We start from the raw sequence: 16528 nt of genomic DNA on the forward strand, positions 1-16528 counted from the left end.
GACGGATGAGGGCGCGGATAAGCCCCATTCTGGCTGTGCTCGAAAATCCACCCCGCCGGACCCGGACCGCGGCATGCTTCTATCCGGCGCCCGCTTGTTCATTCGTCACATTCTCTTGTGATCCATGTCATGCGCGGATGTACACGCCATGCGCCTATAATGGCGGGTCCCTTAAATTCCTGAGGAGGTGGTTGATGGCGGATTCATACAACGGGCTACCCGTGCCCAAAGACGGCGCCCGAATTACCTACAGCAACGGCAAGTACACGATTCCCGATAATCCCCTCATTCCGTTCATCGAAGGCGATGGCACCGGCCGCGACATCTGGAAGGCCTCGGTGCGCGTATTCGATGCCGCGGTGAAAAAGGCCTACGGCAACAAGCGCCGCATCGTGTGGTACGAAGTCTTCGCCGGCGAAAAAGCGATGGCCAAGTTCAAGAGCTGGCTGCCCGACGGCACCATCGAAGCGCTGAAGGACATGCGCGTCAGCATCAAGGGCCCCCTCACGACCCCCGTGGGCGGCGGCATCCGTTCGCTGAACGTCGCGCTGCGCCAGATCCTCGACCTGTATGACTGCGTGCGCCCGGTGAAGCACTACGGCGCGCCCTCCCCGGTGAAGCACCCCGAGCGGATGAACATCATCATCCACCGTGAAAACACGGAAGACGTGTACGCCGGCATCGAGTGGGAGCAGGGGACGGACAAGGTCAAGAAGCTGATCAATTTCCTGAACAGCGAAATGCTCGCCGGCACGGGCAAGAAGATCCGCGAGGACAGCGGCGTCGGCATCAAGCCGATCTCGGTGTTCGGCACCAAGCGCCTGGTACGCAATGCCATCAAGCACGCGCTGGAACTCGGGCGCAAGAAGGTGACGCTGGTGCACAAGGGCAACATCCAGAAGTTCACCGAGGGCGCGTTCCGCGCCTGGGGCTACGAACTGGCCACCAGCGAATTTCGCGACAAGGTGGTGACCGAGCGCGAGAGCTGGATCCTGGACAACAAGGACAAGAACCCCAACATCACCATCGAGCAGAATGCCAACCTGGTGGAGCCGGGCCTGGAATTCGCGGCGCCCGAGTTCCGCAACACCATTTACAAGGAAGTGAAGGACTGCCTGGATGCGATCTACACGACCCACGGCAACGGCCAGTGGAAGAAGAAGCTGATGGTCAATGACCGCATCGCAGATTCCATCTTCCAGCAGGTCGTCACGCGTGCCGACGAGTACGAAATCCTGGCGACCCCGAACCTGAACGGCGACTACATCAGTGACGCATGCGCGGCGCAGATCGGCGGGCTGGGCATCGCCGCCGGCGCCAACATCGGCGATGGCTACGCCATCTTCGAAGCCACCCACGGCACGGCCCCGAAGTACGCCGACCTCGACGTCATCAATCCGACTTCGGTCTTGCTGTCGGGCGTGATGATGCTCGAGTTCCTCGGATGGAAGGAAGCCGCCAAGCTGATCGAGGACGGCGTCAGGAAAACCATCGAGCAGAAGAAGGTCACCTACGACTTCCACCGCCTGATGGAGGGCGCCACCAAGGTGAAGTGCAGCGAGTACGGTACCTACATCATCGAGAACATGAACGCCGCCAGTTCCGCGGCTGCCGACTAGCCGCAGTAACTCACGGGCAAGGCAATCAGGGGTGGGGCGGGTCAAGAACCCGCCCCGCCTTTTTGACCCGGCGAAGCGTACTCAAACCGCGCCTTCTGGCGTAGACTAATCGGTTTTCATCCATCGGCTGGCGGCGCCGAGCGCGTCCGCCTCAGAAAGGATTCCTACCATGCGCAAGAAAGTAACGGTCGTGGGCTCGGGTAACGTAGGGGCGACGGCGGCGCACTGGATCGCCGCGGCCGAACTGGCCGACGTAACACTGATTGACATCATCGAGGGCGTGCCCGAGGGCAAAGGCCTGGACCTGCTCGAGGCCATGCCCATCATCAAGAAGGATGCTTACGTGGTCGGTACCGAGAATTACGCCGACACCGCCAATTCCGACATCGTGGTCATCACCGCGGGCGTGCCGCGCAAGCCCGGCATGAGCCGCGACGACCTGCTCAATATCAATGCCAAGATCATGCGGGACGTAGTCGGCAAGGTGGTCCAGCACTCGCCCGACTGCATCCTGATCATCGTCTCCAACCCGCTGGATGCGATGGCGCAGGCGGCCTACAAGCTGAGCGGCTTCTCGCGCAATCGCGTGATCGGCATGGCCGGCGTGCTCGATTCGGCGCGCTTCCGCGCGTTTATCGCCCAGGAGCTGAAGGTCTCGGTCGAAAACGTCACCGCCTTCGTGCTCGGCGGGCACGGCGACACCATGGTGCCCCTGCCGCGCTATTCGGGCGTGGCCGGCATTCCGCTTCCCGAATTGATGGATAAGGCCACCATCGATCGCCTGGTCCAACGCACCCGCGACGGCGGCGCCGAGATCGTCAAGTATTTGAAGACAGGCAGCGCCTACTATGCCCCCTCCGCGGCGGTGACCGAGATGGTGGAAGCCATCATCAAGGACAAGAAGAAGATCCTGCCCTGCGCCGCTTACCTGGAAGGCGAATACGGGATCCACGGTTTGTTCGTCGGCGTACCCTGCAAGCTGGGGTCGCGCGGCATCGAAGACGTGATCCAGATCCGCCTCACGCCGGAAGAGCAGGCGGCTCTGGAGAAGAGCGCCGGCGCGGTGAAGGAACTGGTCGCCGTCATCGGTGTCTAGCGATAAGAAAGCCAACCGCGGATTAACGCGGATTCACACGGATACAAAGAAAAATCCGCGAAGATCCGCGCTAATCCGCGGCTAGTGTTTTACGCGCGCTCGATCTTTACCGACTTCACCGTCACGTCCTTCACCGGCTTGTCCTGCGGGTTGCGCGGGACACCCACGATCTTGGCCACCACATCCTGCCCCTCGACCACCTCGCCGAAGATGGTGTGATTGCCGGTGAGCCAAGGGGTCGCCGCCACCGTGATGAAGAACTGGCTGCCGTTGGTGTTCGGTCCGGCGTTGGCCATGGCGAGTTTGCCGGGCTTGTCGAACTTGTGGGCCGAGCCCTTGGTTTCATCTTCGAAACGATAGCCGGGGCCGCCGAACCCGGTGCCCGCGGGATCGCCACCCTGGATCATGAAATTGGGAATCACGCGGTGGAAGATGGTGCCGTCGTAGAGGCGGTTGCTGGATTTCGCGCGCGTGACCGGGTGTGTCCACTCGCGCTTGCCTTCCGCCAGATCAACGAAGTTCTGCACCGTCTTGGGCGCCTCCGCTTCGAACAGGCGGCAGACGATGGTTCCTTCGGAAGTCTCAAAAACGGCGTAGGTGCCGGGTTGGCGTGCCATGGGGGGTCCTTTCATTCGAAAAAAAGCCACTGCCGCCGGGTACGGCGCGTGCAGTCTCGCGCAACCATGCGATTCAGTCTACTTCTGCATTTCCGGTTTCTTCCCGGCAGCGGGAGCAGCCGCGTCGGGCTGCACGATCTTGATGTGCGTGATGCGTACCGGCTGGAAAGGCTTGTTGTTGTTCGGATCACTCGGAACGTGCGTAATTTTCGTGACCAGGGACACCGGCTCGCACTGGCCGAAGATGGTGTGGCGGCCGTTCAAGTGCGGCGTCGGCACTTCGGTGATGAAAAACTGCGAGCCGTTGGTATTGGGCCCGGAGTTCGCCATCGCGAGCCGGCCGGGACGGTCGAACTTCAACGAAGCATCGAACTCATCCTTGAACTTGTAGCCGGGATCGCCCGTGCCGTTGCCGGCGGGATCGCCGCCCTGGATCATGAAGTTGGGGATCACGCGGTGGAAGATGGTGCCGTCATACAGCGGCGTGTTGTGCTTCTTGGCGTGCGAAATGGGGTTGGTCCAGTCCTTGGTGCCTTCGGCGAGGCCAATGAAATTCTCCACCGTGACCGGCGCCTTGTCTTTGAACAAAACGCAATTGAAATTGCCGAGCGTGGTTTCAATCACTGCCTTGGGATTACCGGCCGCATCGGCGGCAAGGAGAAGGGAAGGAACGAGCAACAGAATAACGGCAAGTACTTTTCGCATAGTCGCACCTTGAAAAAATAGTTGTTGGCTGTCAGTTGTCGGTAACAAACGAAACATTCTACTCGCTGGACGCTGCAATTTTCTGCTGCGACTGCAATTCGCGGCTGACCTGCTCCACCCGCCGGAAAACGCGCAACAGGTTTCCACCCAGAATTGCTTTGATCTGCGGGGCGGTGTAGCCGCGGTCGAGCAGGGCTTGCGTGATCTTGGGCAGATCCGCGGCGGAGTCCATGCCTTGAGGCATGGCGGGATTGCCGTCGAAATCCGAGCCTAGCCCGACGTGCTCCACGCCGGCCACCTTGGCGATGTAATCAATGTGGTCAATCAGGGCCTTAAACGGCGGCCGGGGCAGTTTGGCGGCCCATTCCTTCTCGACCGGGTCCTCCACCGAGGTGTAGGTGAGAGGCTTTCCCTCGGCCCGGAGTTTCTCTTCATTGGCTTTGACGGCAGCTTCACGCTCCGGCTCTTGCGCGGCATAGGCGAGGCGGAACTTCTCGTCGAGGAAGGCGTCGTAGTAATTCACCATCACCACGCCATCATTCTTGGCCATCGCTTTCAGCATGTCGTCGGTCATGTTGCGCGGGTGATGCGCCAGTGCCCGCGCCGAGGAATGTGACGCGATCACCGGCGCCTTGCTGACGGCCATGACATCCCAAAATGTCTTGTCGGCGACATGCGAAACATCCACCATCATGCCCAGGCGGTTCATCTCCGCCACCACCTGCTTGCCGAAGGGCGTAAGGCCGTCGTGGTGAGGGACCTTGGGGTCGTTGATGTCGCCGGATGAATCCGCCCACTCGTTGGTATTCGACCAGGTCAGGGTCATGTAGCGCACGCCCAGGCGGTAGAAATCGCGCAGCACGCGGATGTCGTTTTCGATGGCGTGCCCGCCTTCCACGCCCAGCAGCGCGGCGAACTTCTTCTTCGGACCTCTGCGCGCGCGCACGATGTCCTGGGCGCTGTAGGCCATCATCATCTGGTCGGGATGATTGCGGACTTGCAGGTAGACCGAATCGATCAGATCCAGCGCGCGCCGGGTGTAGTGGCCGTCGTAGTAGCCGGGCTCGACCCAGATGGAAAAGAACTCAGCGCCGAGATTTCCCTGACGCACTTTCTGCAGGTCAATGCTGCCCTTGTCCCCCGGCTTGGCCGTCCCGATGTCGAAACCCTCATCGAGAAAGCGCTGCGGCGTATCGGCGTGGGTGTCAATCACAATGGCGGAATCGTGGATCCGGCGCGCCTTGGCCGACACTTCCGGGCCGGCGTCGGGCATGTTCTGCGCGCCGGCCAGACACACCGGCAGCGCCAGCAAACCCAGAACTGCGGCAATGATGAATCTATTGTTGTGGGCTGGCGGCCGCGGCTTGCGTATGCGGCGCGCGCGGAGCAGTGGCGAGTTTTTCGCTTTCACGCCACGCAGTATAACGGTCGGACACCATCACATGAAAGCAGGCCTGGCGGCGCTCCTCGACCGCTTCCACCAGTCCGAGGTTGCGCATGTTGACCAGGTAGTTCTCCGTAAAGGAACGCTGGCGGCGCGTCATGCCCTTCTTGGCGATGTCTACCGTCAGGCCGGCGAGATGGGAGGAAGCGGTATCGCCCTCGGCGGGCGCTGCATTGTGGTTGTAACGGGCCAGGCGTTCTTGCTGCTCGACCGTGCGCACCGCGGAATTTACCTGGATAGGCTGGTGAAATTTCTTGTAGTACGCCTGGCCGAAATCTTCCAGGAATAGCCGTGTCCACGGCCGGCAGAAGCGCCGCGAGTCTTCCAGCCGAGGGTCGATGCGAACGAAGTTGTCTTGCGGCAGCGCGACAAGCTGATCACGCGCGATCAATTCTTCCAGCGCCTGATCATTCTGGATCCGCACCAATTGCAGGCGATCAATTTCCGCGTTCTGGCGCACCAGAGAATCGTGCGAGCCCTTCAGCAGCACCGGCATCCAGCTCAGGTGGCGCGCATGACGAACCGTCCCCCGGTGATAACGCGCCTTAATCGTGGCCGCGAATGAGCCGGTCGACAGCAACAGTACGAAGGTTAAGGTGATGCAGGTCCGATACGTGGCGCGCAAACAACCCCCCAGGCTCGACAGTAGAGTTTGTGACGACTTGCTGTTCAGTGTAAACCCAAGTCTCCGCCGGCTAACTCAGGTTTATGCCCTAAGGTACCAACAAAAGCAAGACCCCGAGGCGACTCTCGGGGTCGGAAAGGTTACTTCGGTCACCAGCGCTGCGAACGTTAACGCCGGAAGAGATCGGCAAAGGCCTGCTTCATCACCGAGCCTCCGACCTCGGCGATGGAGCGGGTCAGCGGGATGTCCTTGGGACAGACTTCGACGCAGTTCTGGGCGTACCCACATTCGTGGATCCCGCCATCACCCATCAGCGCGTGCAGGCGCTCGGTTCTGAGGGCCTTTCCGGTGGGATGGGTGTTGAACAGACGCACCTGGGAAATGGTCGCTGCTCCGACAAAGCCGGTGGACTCATTAAACTGCGGGCAGGCCTCCATGCAGCAGCAGCACGAGATGCAGCGCGAGAGCGGATAGGCCGCCTCCTGTTCCTCAGGCAACATTTTCGGGCCGGCGCCGAGGTCGTAGGTGCCATCGATCGGTACCCAGGCCTTCACTGCCTTCAGGTTCTCGAACAGAACGCTGCGGTCCACCGCGAGGTCGCGGATGACGGGAAATTTGCTGAAGGGCTCCAGCACGATCGGCTGCTCGAGTTGGTCCACCAGGGCGGAGCAGGCCATGCGGGTGCGGCCATTGATGCGCATGGCGCACGATCCGCAAATTTCCTCCAGGCAGTTGGAGTCGTAGGTGACCGGGGTGGTCGGCTTGCCGTCACGCGTGACCGGGTTGAGCGCGATCTCCATCAGGACGGAGATCACGTTCATCTTCGGCCGGTAGGGAATCTCGAACTCTTCCCAGATTGCCGCGTGCTGCGGGTCGGTCTGGCGCTTGATTTTAAGAACGATCGCTTTGTTCGCCATGTTTATAAGTGCCTGTAAGACAAATTAAGAATCGCCGTTGGTCATCAGCCGTCAGCCATTGGCGAAAGCAGCTATTGCCGGCGGCCAATGGCCAATTTTGTTACTTCGGCACGTCAGTATTTCCTCGCGCGTGGCGGAATCAGTGACGTATCCACAGCTTCAAACTCAAACCGGGGTTCGTCCGCGTCGGGCGCGAAGTAGGCTTTCGTCGTCTTAAGAAAGTTCTTGTCATCGCGCTCGGGGAAGTCCGGCTTGTAATGCGCGCCCCTCGATTCGTTGCGCAGCGCCGCCCCCTGCACGATGACCCGCGCCAGTTGCAGCATGTTGTAGAGCTGGCGTGCAAACGTAAACGTGCTGTTGGCCCACTGCGCCTTGTCGCTGAGGTTGACGCGGCGGAAGCGCTGCAACAACTCCACCAGCTTGACGTCAGTTTCCTGCAGGTTCTTGTTGTAGCGGATGACCGTGCAGTTGCGCGTCATGACGTCGCCGAGCTCGCGCCAGATCTTGAAGGGGTTCTCGTCGCCCTGATTGTTGACGAGCAGGGCATTGGCTTCTTCCTGGCGCTTGCGCTCGCTGTCAAAGGCGCCGTTGCTCGCCGCCGTCGGCTGCGAGCGCGCATACTCCACCGCTGCCGGGCCGCCGACAAATCCGCCCCAGATGCACGACAGCAGCGAGTTCGCTCCCAGACGGTTGGCGCCGTGGTACTGGTAATCGCACTCGCCCACGGCATACAGCCCGGGGATGTTGGTGGCCTGCTTGTAATCCACCCACATGCCGCCCATGGTGTAGTGCACGCCGGGGAAAATCTTCATCGGGATATCGCGCGGGTCGTCGCCTACGAACTTTTCGTAGATCTCAAGAATACCTTCAAGTTTCTTATCTAATATCTTGCGGTCAATGTGGGTTAGATCCAGGTAAACCATAGGCCCGCCGTCGATCCCCAGGCCGTCTTCGTAGACCACTTTGTGGATTTCGCGGGTGGCGATATCGCGCGGCACCAGGTTGCCGTACTTCGGATAGCGCTCTTCCAGAAAGTAATAGCGCTCGTTCTCAGGAATGCTCTTGGGATCGCGCTTGTCCCCCGGCTTCTTCGGCACCCAGACGCGCCCGCCCTCGCCGCGCGCCGATTCCGACATCAGCCGCAGCTTGTCCTCCCCAGGAATGCAGGTGGGGTGGACCTGGATGAATTCGCCATTGGCGTAGAACGCGCCCTGCTGGTAGAGGGCCGATTGCGCTGAGCCGGTGCAGACCACCGAATTGGTGGACTTGCCGAAGATCGCGCCCACGCCGCCGGTGCAGATGATGACCGCATCGGCCGGGAACGTAACCACCTGCATGGAGCGCAGATCCATGGCGCAGATGCCGCGGCAGATTCCCTTGGAGTCAACCACCGCCGAGAGGAATTCCCAGTGCTCGTACTTCTTCACCTTGCCTTCGGACTCGTGGCGGCGCACCTGCTCATCCAGCGCATAGAGAAGCTGCTGGCCGGTGGTGGCGCCGGCGAAGGCGGTGCGGTTGTACAGCGTCCCGCCGAAGCGCCGGAAATCGAGCAGACCTTCGGGAGTGCGGTTGAAGGGAACGCCCATGCGGTCGAGCAGGTCAATGACGGCGGGCGCGGCGTCGCACATGTCCTTCACCGGGGGCTGGTTGGCAAGGAAGTCGCCGCCGAACACCGAGTCGTCAAAGTGCTGCCAGGTGGAGTCGCCCTCGCCCTTCAGGTTCTTGGCGGCGTTGATGCCGCCCTGGGCGCAGACCGAATGCGACCGCTTCACGGGCACGATGGAAAACAGGTCTACCTGCGCGCCCATTTCGGCGATCTTGATGACGGCTGACAAGCCCGCCAGACCGCCGCCGACAACGATGATCTTAGGAGTTGATGCCATATAAGAATTCCCGCCGGGCCGAGTTGCTCATGAATTGACTGCTGGTAGGACATACGACGTCGACGAATGTTGCAGTTGCCGGAACTCCTGCATGCTCGGCACCTGCCCTTCCGGCGTGCTGATGAATGCATACACCGAGCCGGCGGCCATGGCGGTCATTGCCAGGCCAATCACCAGGCATACATAGCCAAACTTTTTCCGGCCTTGTTCGCCCACGATGAATCCCCACTTGGCTGCAAACAGCCATATGCCATACGCGAAGTGGCACGAGGCGGCGGCCAGCCCGACGCAATAGATCACCACCATCCAGGGATTTTGCAGTTCGGCCCAGACCTTGGCGTAGGCGAGCTCGGAATGGGTAATGATGTGCGCCCCACTGAAGCGCATGGTCCAGGTGTGGTAGCCGATGTAAAACATGGCCACGATCCCGGTATAGCGCTGCAGCGTGTACATCCAGTTGCCCAGCCAGGGATAGTCGCCGACGTTGGATTCGCCGCGCCACCAGATCCAGATTCCGTACAACGCGTGGTAGGCAATCGGGATGTAGATGAAGCAGACTTCCAGCGCCAGCACGAAGGGCAGGCCGGTGAGGAACTTCACGTTTTCGTTGTAAGCGGCGCCGCCGTTGGTGGCGAAGGCGTTGGAGAAGAAATGTTCCAGGAGGAAGAAGCCGATCGGGAAAATGCCGCTCAGTGAATGCAGGCGGCGCCAGAGAAATGAATTGCCCTGGCCTGCCCGCAGCGCCGGAACGCCTGCTGCGACCCTGTCCGCGGTTGCTGCTGCGGGAGAACTGACCGATGCTGCCACGGTTCAGCTCCTTATAAGAGTATGAAAAGTAAAAACGAACCGCCCATTATTGGCCCGCGGCGTCACCAAGTCAAGGAACGCCGATCACATAAGAGTGTGATGTCGGGTACGCGGGCGCGGGATGGCGGCCGGCGCCGAATTCAGGGCCGTGCCTGCACCCGGCCGCGTGTCCCGGATCGGCACGCGGGCAGGTTCCGGCACGCCGCCGGCCCAATTTCCGCGTCCGGCGCTTGTACCTGCTCCGGCGCTGGATATAATGACGCCCGGATCATCCCATCCGAGCGGCCGAGGAGATCACGATCATGGCGACTCCGGCGTTGCCCTTTGCGCAACTGGCGAGCGAGTGCGAAGCGGAGGGGCTCAGCCCCCAGAACGCGGAAAAAATCGGACATCAACTGGCCAAGCTCTTCGGCGTGAAAGAAGATGAAGTCGGCATCCTGCGCATCGAGAAGCACAACCTGGTCTTCTGCTATCCGGTCAAGCTGCATAATGTCGGCAGCATCCCGCTGAACACGTCCTCATCGGTAGCGGTGCGCACCGCCAACACGCGTCGCGCCGAGGTCATCAACAATTTCGCGCAGACCAAGCACACCAGTGTTTTCGAGGCGGTGGAATTGTCCGAGCACAAGCCGGCGGCGCCCGGCGCGGAAGGCGAAAAGTCCGGCCACCACGTACACGTGATCCAAAAGCTCATGTCGGCGCCTGTGCTGGGACCGGCGGGAACCCTCGGCGTCATACAGGTTTCGCGCAAAGGAACCTCGGCGCCTGCGGCGGGGGCGGATTTCATGCCCGGCGACCTGCAGAAGCTGGTGGGGTGCGCGGCCGCCCTGGTGAAGTGTTTCAAATAGCGTTTTCTGCTGCGCTCGTTTCATACCACGCAAGAAACTTGCGAAACGCCGCGCCGCGGTGACTGACCGCGGCCTTTTCTTCCGTCGTGAGCTCGGCAAAAGTTTTCCCCAGAGAAGGGAAGTAGAAAAGCGGATCGTAGCCGAAGCCTCCACTGCCCCGCGGTTCACGGAGCATCTGTCCCCGCGCCGCGCCGTGGAATGTCGCCAGCGTTCGCCCGTCGCGTGCGGCGGCGATGGCGCACACGAACTGCGCCGTGCGTTCTGCGTCGGGGACCGATTCCAGTTCGCGCAGCAGCCGCCGGTTGTTGGCGGCATCGGAGGAATCCATCTCGCCGCCGCGGGCGGCATAGCGGGCCGACCGCACCCCGGGTGCGCCGCCCAGCGCGTCCACCGCCAGGCCCGAATCGTCGGCCAATACCAGTGCGCTCGAAAACCAGTGGCTGTAGTGCTCGGCTTTCTTGCGCGCGTTGGCGTCGAAGGTTGCGCCGTCTTCCACAACCTCGGGCAATTTGTCGAAATCGGGCAGGGGCGCGATCTCGATCTCGTGCGCCGCGGCGGCGGCGGCGAAATCCCGCAACTTGCCGGCATTGGAGGTGGCGATCAGGACGCGGCGCATGGTTCTGCCTGCGACGTAGGGTAGCAGATCGCAAAAAGAGGTCAGCACGTCGCGATTACTCCCGCGACCGAACCACCACGGGCAGCAGCCTGCTCCAGCTAGGGATAGCGGTATCGCTGGCGGTTGTACAGCCAGGCCAGGACGCGATCGGCGATGGCAGCGACGACATGGCCGCCGGGTGTCATGCTGAGCCCGCCGAAAAAGACGTATCGGTAGAGCAGCCAGCAGGCACAGCCAAGAAGCATGGCCGCGTACCTACCGGCGGGAGCCGGTGGAACTTCCGCGGTGATCGCCCACGAAACCAAGCCGAAGACGCCGACCGCGGCGGCGACAATCACCAGGTCCACCGCAGCCCCGCAAACCGCGTGGGCGGCGGGCGTAAGCTGCACCGGCAGGTGCACGTGATCCTCGGTCCATGGCGGAACGTCGTCGGGCGAGACATCGGCCGGCCCGGCTGCTCCATGAACCTCAAGCCATTCTTTCAACCGCTCGCGGGCCGCCACCGGCAAGCCCAGGAAGCGCAGGCCGGCGCGTCCGGAGCTGTCGTTCCAAACCGCGGCGGCGACCGCCTCAAATTCCTCGGGATCGCCGGGCAGGGAAAAGTGAATGGAAAATGCGCGCCGCTCCTCCAGTGGATCCAGCGCCTGCAGGGCGATTCCGCCCTCGCCGATGTCGAGCAGCATGGGAGCATCGCGCAGGCCGTCCACGTGGACGTACGCCAGGGTATGCAACACGTGACGCAGAAAACGGCGGCGCATTCTGGTCACCAGGGAGCGCGCCGTGCGCAGGATGCGGCCGGCTTCCTCCGCATCTACGGGCTTGCGGATGACGAGGTTGGCCCCGAGAGCAAAGGCGTCGCTGACGCCGTCGTCGCCACTGATGATGCCCAGCGCAATCGAGTCCCGGTTCGCCGGAGACTCGCGCAAGCTGCGGAGCAGTTCGCCGTCGGCATCCATCTGGTCGCAATCCACGATGACCGGGTTGTACTTGCGGCTCCGGAGCAGGCCCAGAGCGTTGTCGGGCACCGAACACACCTCCGGCCCAAGACCGAGCTCGTCGAGCATCGGACGGAGTACACCCAGGACGTCCGGGTCACGGCACAAAAGGAGCGATTGCGTCGCCACAATGGGCCGATAGTAGGCATTTTGCGCAGGGCCAGCCAAGTGCCAGGGCTGGTTCAGGTTCGGGGAAGAATCTTGCCGCTGGGAATCTGGCAGGAATTCTGGCGCGCCCTGAGAGATTCGAACTTGAGCCGTATTGCGGGCGTGAGCGCAGCGGGAGCCCGCAGGCGAAATCCTGAGCGCAGCGAAGGATCTCTTAAAAAGAAATGGCGCGCCCTGAGAGATTCGAATTTGAGCCGTATTGCGGGAGTGAGCGCAGCGGGAGCCCGCAGGCGAAATCCTGAGCGCAGCGAAGGATCTCTTGGTTTGAAGCGGCTGCGGATGGAAATGGCGCGCCCTGAGAGATTCGAACTCCCGACCTACTGGTTCGTAGCCAGTCGCTCTATCCAGCTGAGCTAAGGGCGCGCTCCAAGGATTATAGCGAACCGCTCTGCTTCAGCGCCAGTGAGCGGGAGGGAGGCGCAGCGCAGCAGAAAATCCGAGCCGCAATAAAAAGAGCGCCGGATTGCTCCGGTGCTCCCTGGCTCGTACCCTCCCCCAGGTACTTCGCCAAACCTGCAATCAGGACTACGGCAGCGGGCTGGCCCGTAGCGGCACTGGAGGAATTGCAGTTGCTGCAGACACGAGGCTGGCAGGCAGACTCAAGTCTGCAACGTGCGCGGTCTTCCGTTACGTGCGCCCACCGAATTCCGTTGTAGAATTCTCTCTCCCGCAACAGCATTCCCCTGTTGCTGTTTACGGCAACGCCTGTGATGATTGTTGAGCCATACGTGCGCGAACAGCGGGACGCTGTGAGCGTGTTTGCGCCTGCCACGCGGCGCCGGTCCCCGGCGTTCTACCGGATAGTGCTGCTGGCAACCGTGGCTCTCGCTACCGCCTACACCGCATGGTGCATGCCAAGGCGCGGGTGGGTGGCGCACGACGAAGGCGCCCTGGGCGAGAGCGCCATCCGGGTGATGGCTGGCGAACTGCCACACCGCGATTTCACCGAGATCTATACCGGCGGGCTGGCCTACCTGGACGCGGCAGCGTTCCGCGCCTTCGGCGTAAGCACGATGACCACGCGGTGGGTGCTGTTCGCGTTCGTGGTGCCCGCGATTGCCGCCATGTTTTATGTGCTGACGCACTATGTGGCGCCCATCACAGCCGGCGCATGCACTCTCGTAGCCGTTGCCTGGAGTTTCCCAAACTACACGGCCGCAATGCCGAGTTGGTACAACCTCGTATTCGCCATTTTCGCCATCGCAGCCATGTTGCGATTCATCGAGTCCGGAAACCGCGGGTGGCTCCTGGTGGCCGGGCTGTGTGCGGGATTGTCCGTTCTCGCGAAACTCTCGGGTTTGTATTTGCTCGTCGGCATCCTTCTCTTCCTGGTTTTCGATGAGCAATCCACGCCTGGGGCGCCACGGGAGACCACGGACCGCCGCTATACCGTCGTTCTCGGCGCCGGATTGCTCGCCTTTCTCGGCCTGTTGTTGAGGACCGTGCATCGCGTTACCGGCGCCGCTGTCATCTACCACTTTTTCCTGCCGCACGCGGCGGTCGCCGCGTTGCTCATTGCACATGACCCGAGGACTGGCCCGCTGGCAGACCGCTTCAGAAAAATCTCGCGGTCGTGGTTTCCGGTTTTGGCCGGCGTAGCGATTCCCGTTGCGCTCTTCCTCTACGCAATGCGCGGCGCACTCCACGAATTGTTTTATGGTGTTTTCGTTCTGCCGCAGGAGCGTTTCCTCACCACAACGACGCGGGTGCCGCCCGTGTTGCCGGCCGCCGCCGCGGCCATTCCGTTAATCGCCGTGCTCGCCGCCGCCGTGTTTCGCCGATCACGCATCTCGTTGTTCTCTTCTGCGCTGCTCGCCGTGGCGCTGTTGCCCGCCTTGGTGAAAGCGCCGGGCGACACGATTGCTTATCGCATGGGAACTTATCCGCTTTGGATGCTGGCCACCCCGGTTGTCCTGATTGGCTGCCTAACCGTCTTTTGGCGTCGCAGGACCGTTCCCGCCGGTGATGTGCGCAAGGCGGTTCTTGTCCTCTGTGTCCTCGCCGCTTGCGTACTCATTCAGTTCCCGTTTTCAACGATCATTTACTTCTGTTACGTCGCGCCGCTGGTAATGTTCGCGGTTATCGGTGTCCTGCGCCTGTTGCCACGCATGCCGCACCCGGGTGTCGCCGGCGCGCTGCTCGCGTTTTATTGCCTGCACGCGGTCCTTCTATTCGCCCCCACCGGGTTACATTTCAAGGATAACGTCTACGCACCCGAAGGCATGCTACCGCTTGAATTGGAACGCTCTGGCGGCGTGTGGATTCGCAGCGATTGGCGGGACAAGTACCTCAAGGCCCTCGGCTTGCTTCGCGAGCACGCCAGCGGTGGTTACACCTATTGCGCCTTGGATTGCCCGGATGTTTATTTCTTTTCCGGACTTCGCAATCCGACGCCAATACTATTCGACCAGTTTGACGATGCGCGCGGGCGTAACGAACGCATTTTGAGCGCGCTCGAACGGCACTCGGTGACGGCCATTGTGCTCCAACGGTCTTTGTTTCAGAGAGAAGTGCAGGACGATCTGGCGGAACAACTGAAACGCCGGTATCCCAAGGCGCAGCAGTTTGGGACGATGCAGGTGAGGTGGAGATGAGAATCCAGCAGGTGATGGAGTGGACGCCGGTGTACCGCGCGTGGATCGCGCCCTTCGCCGACGCCAAGCTCTCCCCGCTGCTCAAGAATAATGATCTCACGCGCGTGCGCCGCGTGCTGGATGTCGGTTGCGGACCCGGCACAGACACTCACCTCTTCGCACACTGCAACTACCTGGGCGTTGATAGGAACCGCTCCAACATCGAGAGTGCACGCCGCCGCTTCAACCGGAACTTTGTGATCGCTGACGTCACGGCGTATGAAGTTCCTGCGGGTGAGCGGTTCGATTTCGTGCTTGCCAACAGCCTGTTGCACCATATCGACGATGCCGGAGTCCATACCCTGCTCAGCCGGCTGTCCACCCTGATGGCCGACGACGGCCACGTCCACATCATCGATTTGGTGTTACCGGAGGAGCGTGGCCTCCCTCGCCTGATGGCGCGCCTGGACCGCGGTGACTATCCGCGGCGGTTAGAGCGCTGGAACGAAATCTTCACCCAGCACTTTGAGCCGCTCCTGTTGGAGTCGTTCCCGGTCGGGCTGGGCGGGGTGGCGATTTGGAACATGCTGTACTTCAAAGGAAAACGAAAATCATGATCACTCAATTCCGCCTCTCCGTTGTGGCCCCGCTCCACAATGAGGAGGCGAACATTCCGGAACTATTGCGGCGCACCAAGGACATGCTCGACCAGATTGCCGGCGGTCCGCATGAACTGGTCCTGGTGGACGATGGCAGCAGGGATGGCACGCTGGAACTGCTCCGCGCCGCCGCGCGCGACGATTCCCGTATCACGGTGATCTCCCTTTCGCGGAATTTCGGCCACCAGGCGGCGCTCACCGCCGCGCTCGACCACGTCACAGGCGATGCGGCGGTTATTATGGACGGCGACCTGCAGGATCCCCCCGAATGCATTCCGCAACTGCTGGAGCGGTTTCACGCCGGCTACGACGTGGTGTACGCGCAGCGCGTCAAACGTAAAGAGCCGTTCTACCTGCGCTGGTGCTATGCGCTGTTTTACCGGCTGGCCGCGCAGGTCGCCGAGGTCGAGTTGCCGCTGGACGCCGGCGACTTCGGCCTCATGTCGCGTCGCGTCCTCGACCACCTGCGGCGATTGAGAGAACATCACCGGTACCTTCGAGGACTCCGGAGCTGGGTTGGCTTCCGTCAGATTGGCGTGAGCGTGGAGCGCGGCGAGCGCAACGCTGGCACCAGCAACTACACCGCATGGAAGCTATTCAAGCTCGCTTCCGATGGGCTGCTTGCGTTTTCCGTGGTGCCGATCCGGGCCGCCGCTCTGCTCGGCGGAGTCGCAGTCGCACTGGCAGTGCTGTTCACGCTCTACAACGTGGTGGCGAGACTTGCAACCTGGCAGGTACCGCGTGGATTTACCGCGTTGACCGTGCTGATCACATTTCTCTCGGGCGTAAACCTGGTTTTTCTCGGCATTATCGGCGAGTATGTAGGCCGCATCTACGAGGAAGTGAAAGCGCGTCCGATTTACGTGGTTTCCGAACTGATCAGCTCCGCGCTGCAGGTTGCGCGGGCTGCTGGACAGTCCTCCTGAGAAATTGGGGATCCCTCGTACGGCAGCGTC

15 protein-coding genes and 1 tRNA gene are annotated in these 16528 nt (G+C 61.7%); 6 read left to right on the forward strand and 10 right to left on the reverse strand.

Features of this window, described 5'->3' with window-relative positions; translation table 11 throughout:
* The first annotated feature begins 194 nt into the window (after positions 1-194).
* Both LAN70_07850 and mdh read left to right on the forward strand, forming a co-directional pair.
* Complete coding sequence (locus LAN70_07850) at positions 195-1619, forward strand: NADP-dependent isocitrate dehydrogenase (GenBank protein MBZ5511071.1); 1425 nt, start codon at positions 195-197, stop codon at positions 1617-1619.
* A 169-nt stretch (positions 1620-1788) separates the two neighbouring features.
* The gene (gene mdh / locus LAN70_07855) at positions 1789-2715 is read left to right on the forward strand and encodes a malate dehydrogenase (protein MBZ5511072.1); all 927 of its coding nucleotides are present in this window, start codon (positions 1789-1791) and stop codon (positions 2713-2715) included.
* Positions 2716-2804: 89 nt separating this feature from the next.
* On the opposite strand, the gene LAN70_07860 is transcribed toward mdh, so the two are convergent.
* The 7 genes from LAN70_07860 to LAN70_07890 form a co-directional block, all read right to left on the reverse strand.
* Entirely contained in the window at positions 2805-3332 is a 528-nt protein-coding gene (locus LAN70_07860; protein MBZ5511073.1) for a peptidylprolyl isomerase, read from the reverse strand.
* Between the two features lie 78 nt (positions 3333-3410).
* On the reverse strand, positions 3411-4037 hold the full coding sequence (locus LAN70_07865; protein MBZ5511074.1) for a peptidylprolyl isomerase: 627 nt from the start codon (positions 4035-4037) through the stop codon (positions 3411-3413).
* Positions 4038-4095: 58 nt separating this feature from the next.
* Positions 4096-5310 carry a dipeptidase gene (locus LAN70_07870; protein ID MBZ5511075.1) on the reverse strand — a complete coding sequence of 405 codons (1215 nt, stop codon included), beginning with the start codon at positions 5308-5310 and terminating at the stop codon, positions 4096-4098.
* Positions 5311-5374: 64 nt separating this feature from the next.
* Positions 5375-6106, reverse strand: a complete 732-nt coding sequence (locus LAN70_07875; GenBank protein MBZ5511076.1) for a DUF5715 family protein — start codon at positions 6104-6106, stop codon at positions 5375-5377.
* A 167-nt stretch (positions 6107-6273) separates the two neighbouring features.
* Positions 6274-7023 (reverse strand): succinate dehydrogenase iron-sulfur subunit, encoded by a 750-nt coding sequence (gene sdhB / locus LAN70_07880; GenBank protein ID MBZ5511077.1) that lies wholly within the window; start codon positions 7021-7023, stop codon positions 6274-6276.
* Positions 7024-7136: 113 nt separating this feature from the next.
* Positions 7137-8906 carry a succinate dehydrogenase flavoprotein subunit gene (gene sdhA / locus LAN70_07885; GenBank protein MBZ5511078.1) on the reverse strand — a complete coding sequence of 590 codons (1770 nt, stop codon included), beginning with the start codon at positions 8904-8906 and terminating at the stop codon, positions 7137-7139.
* A 27-nt stretch (positions 8907-8933) separates the two neighbouring features.
* Positions 8934-9713 (reverse strand): succinate dehydrogenase, encoded by a 780-nt coding sequence (locus tag LAN70_07890; protein ID MBZ5511079.1) that lies wholly within the window; start codon positions 9711-9713, stop codon positions 8934-8936.
* A 302-nt stretch (positions 9714-10015) separates the two neighbouring features.
* Between LAN70_07890 and LAN70_07895 the strand changes: the two genes are divergently transcribed.
* A complete protein-coding gene (locus tag LAN70_07895) occupies positions 10016-10561 on the forward strand; it encodes a hypothetical protein (protein MBZ5511080.1) in 546 nt (181 codons plus the stop codon).
* Here the strand turns inward: LAN70_07895 and rdgB are convergent.
* The 3 genes from rdgB to LAN70_07910 all read right to left on the reverse strand — a co-directional run bounded on the left by rdgB (position 10554) and on the right by LAN70_07910 (position 12703).
* Positions 10554-11177 carry an RdgB/HAM1 family non-canonical purine NTP pyrophosphatase gene (gene rdgB, locus LAN70_07900; GenBank protein ID MBZ5511081.1) on the reverse strand — a complete coding sequence of 208 codons (624 nt, stop codon included), beginning with the start codon at positions 11175-11177 and terminating at the stop codon, positions 10554-10556. The genes LAN70_07895 and rdgB overlap by 8 nt on opposite strands.
* Positions 11178-11275: 98 nt before the next feature.
* Entirely contained in the window at positions 11276-12202 is a 927-nt protein-coding gene (locus LAN70_07905; protein MBZ5511082.1) for a PilZ domain-containing protein, read from the reverse strand.
* 424 nt (positions 12203-12626) lie between these two features.
* Positions 12627-12703, reverse strand: a tRNA-Arg gene (locus LAN70_07910).
* 347 nt (positions 12704-13050) lie between these two features.
* Here LAN70_07910 and LAN70_07915 point away from each other — a divergent pair.
* From LAN70_07915 to LAN70_07925, 3 genes are read left to right on the forward strand one after another with little or no spacing between them, the layout of a single operon-like run.
* Positions 13051-14934: a glycosyltransferase family 39 protein gene (locus LAN70_07915; protein MBZ5511083.1), complete on the forward strand. Its 1884-nt coding sequence runs from the start codon at positions 13051-13053 to the stop codon at positions 14932-14934.
* Positions 14931-15530 (forward strand): class I SAM-dependent methyltransferase, encoded by a 600-nt coding sequence (locus LAN70_07920; protein MBZ5511084.1) that lies wholly within the window; start codon positions 14931-14933, stop codon positions 15528-15530. The genes LAN70_07915 and LAN70_07920 overlap by 4 nt, the downstream gene beginning before the upstream one ends.
* Positions 15527-16498 (forward strand): glycosyltransferase family 2 protein, encoded by a 972-nt coding sequence (locus LAN70_07925; protein ID MBZ5511085.1) that lies wholly within the window; start codon positions 15527-15529, stop codon positions 16496-16498. Before LAN70_07920 ends, LAN70_07925 begins: the two co-directional genes overlap by 4 nt.
* Positions 16499-16528: the final 30 nt, after the last annotated feature.

This window comes from Terriglobia bacterium, assembly GCA_020072845.1.
Classification (GTDB): domain Bacteria; phylum Acidobacteriota; class Terriglobia; order Terriglobales; family Acidobacteriaceae; genus JAIQGF01.

Excerpts from the sequence above, each read along its gene's own strand:
- LAN70_07850 (MBZ5511071.1), top strand. The coding sequence starts at position 195 with ATGGCGGATTCATACAACGGGCTACCCGTGCCCAAAGACGGCGCCCGA.
- mdh (MBZ5511072.1), top strand. The coding sequence starts at position 1,789 with ATGCGCAAGAAAGTAACGGTCGTGGGCTCGGGTAACGTAGGGGCGACG.
- LAN70_07860 (MBZ5511073.1), bottom strand. The coding sequence starts at position 3,332 with ATGGCACGCCAACCCGGCACCTACGCCGTTTTTGAGACTTCCGAAGGA.
- LAN70_07865 (MBZ5511074.1), bottom strand. The coding sequence starts at position 4,037 with ATGCGAAAAGTACTTGCCGTTATTCTGTTGCTCGTTCCTTCCCTTCTC.
- LAN70_07870 (MBZ5511075.1), bottom strand. The coding sequence starts at position 5,310 with ATGCCCGACGCCGGCCCGGAAGTGTCGGCCAAGGCGCGCCGGATCCAC.
- sdhB (MBZ5511077.1), bottom strand. The coding sequence starts at position 7,023 with ATGGCGAACAAAGCGATCGTTCTTAAAATCAAGCGCCAGACCGACCCG.
- sdhA (MBZ5511078.1), bottom strand. The coding sequence starts at position 8,906 with ATGGCATCAACTCCTAAGATCATCGTTGTCGGCGGCGGTCTGGCGGGC.
- LAN70_07895 (MBZ5511080.1), top strand. The coding sequence starts at position 10,016 with ATGGCGACTCCGGCGTTGCCCTTTGCGCAACTGGCGAGCGAGTGCGAA.
- rdgB (MBZ5511081.1), bottom strand. The coding sequence starts at position 11,177 with ATGCGCCGCGTCCTGATCGCCACCTCCAATGCCGGCAAGTTGCGGGAT.
- LAN70_07915 (MBZ5511083.1), top strand. The coding sequence starts at position 13,051 with ATGATTGTTGAGCCATACGTGCGCGAACAGCGGGACGCTGTGAGCGTG.
- LAN70_07920 (MBZ5511084.1), top strand. The coding sequence starts at position 14,931 with ATGAGAATCCAGCAGGTGATGGAGTGGACGCCGGTGTACCGCGCGTGG.
- LAN70_07925 (MBZ5511085.1), top strand. The coding sequence starts at position 15,527 with ATGATCACTCAATTCCGCCTCTCCGTTGTGGCCCCGCTCCACAATGAG.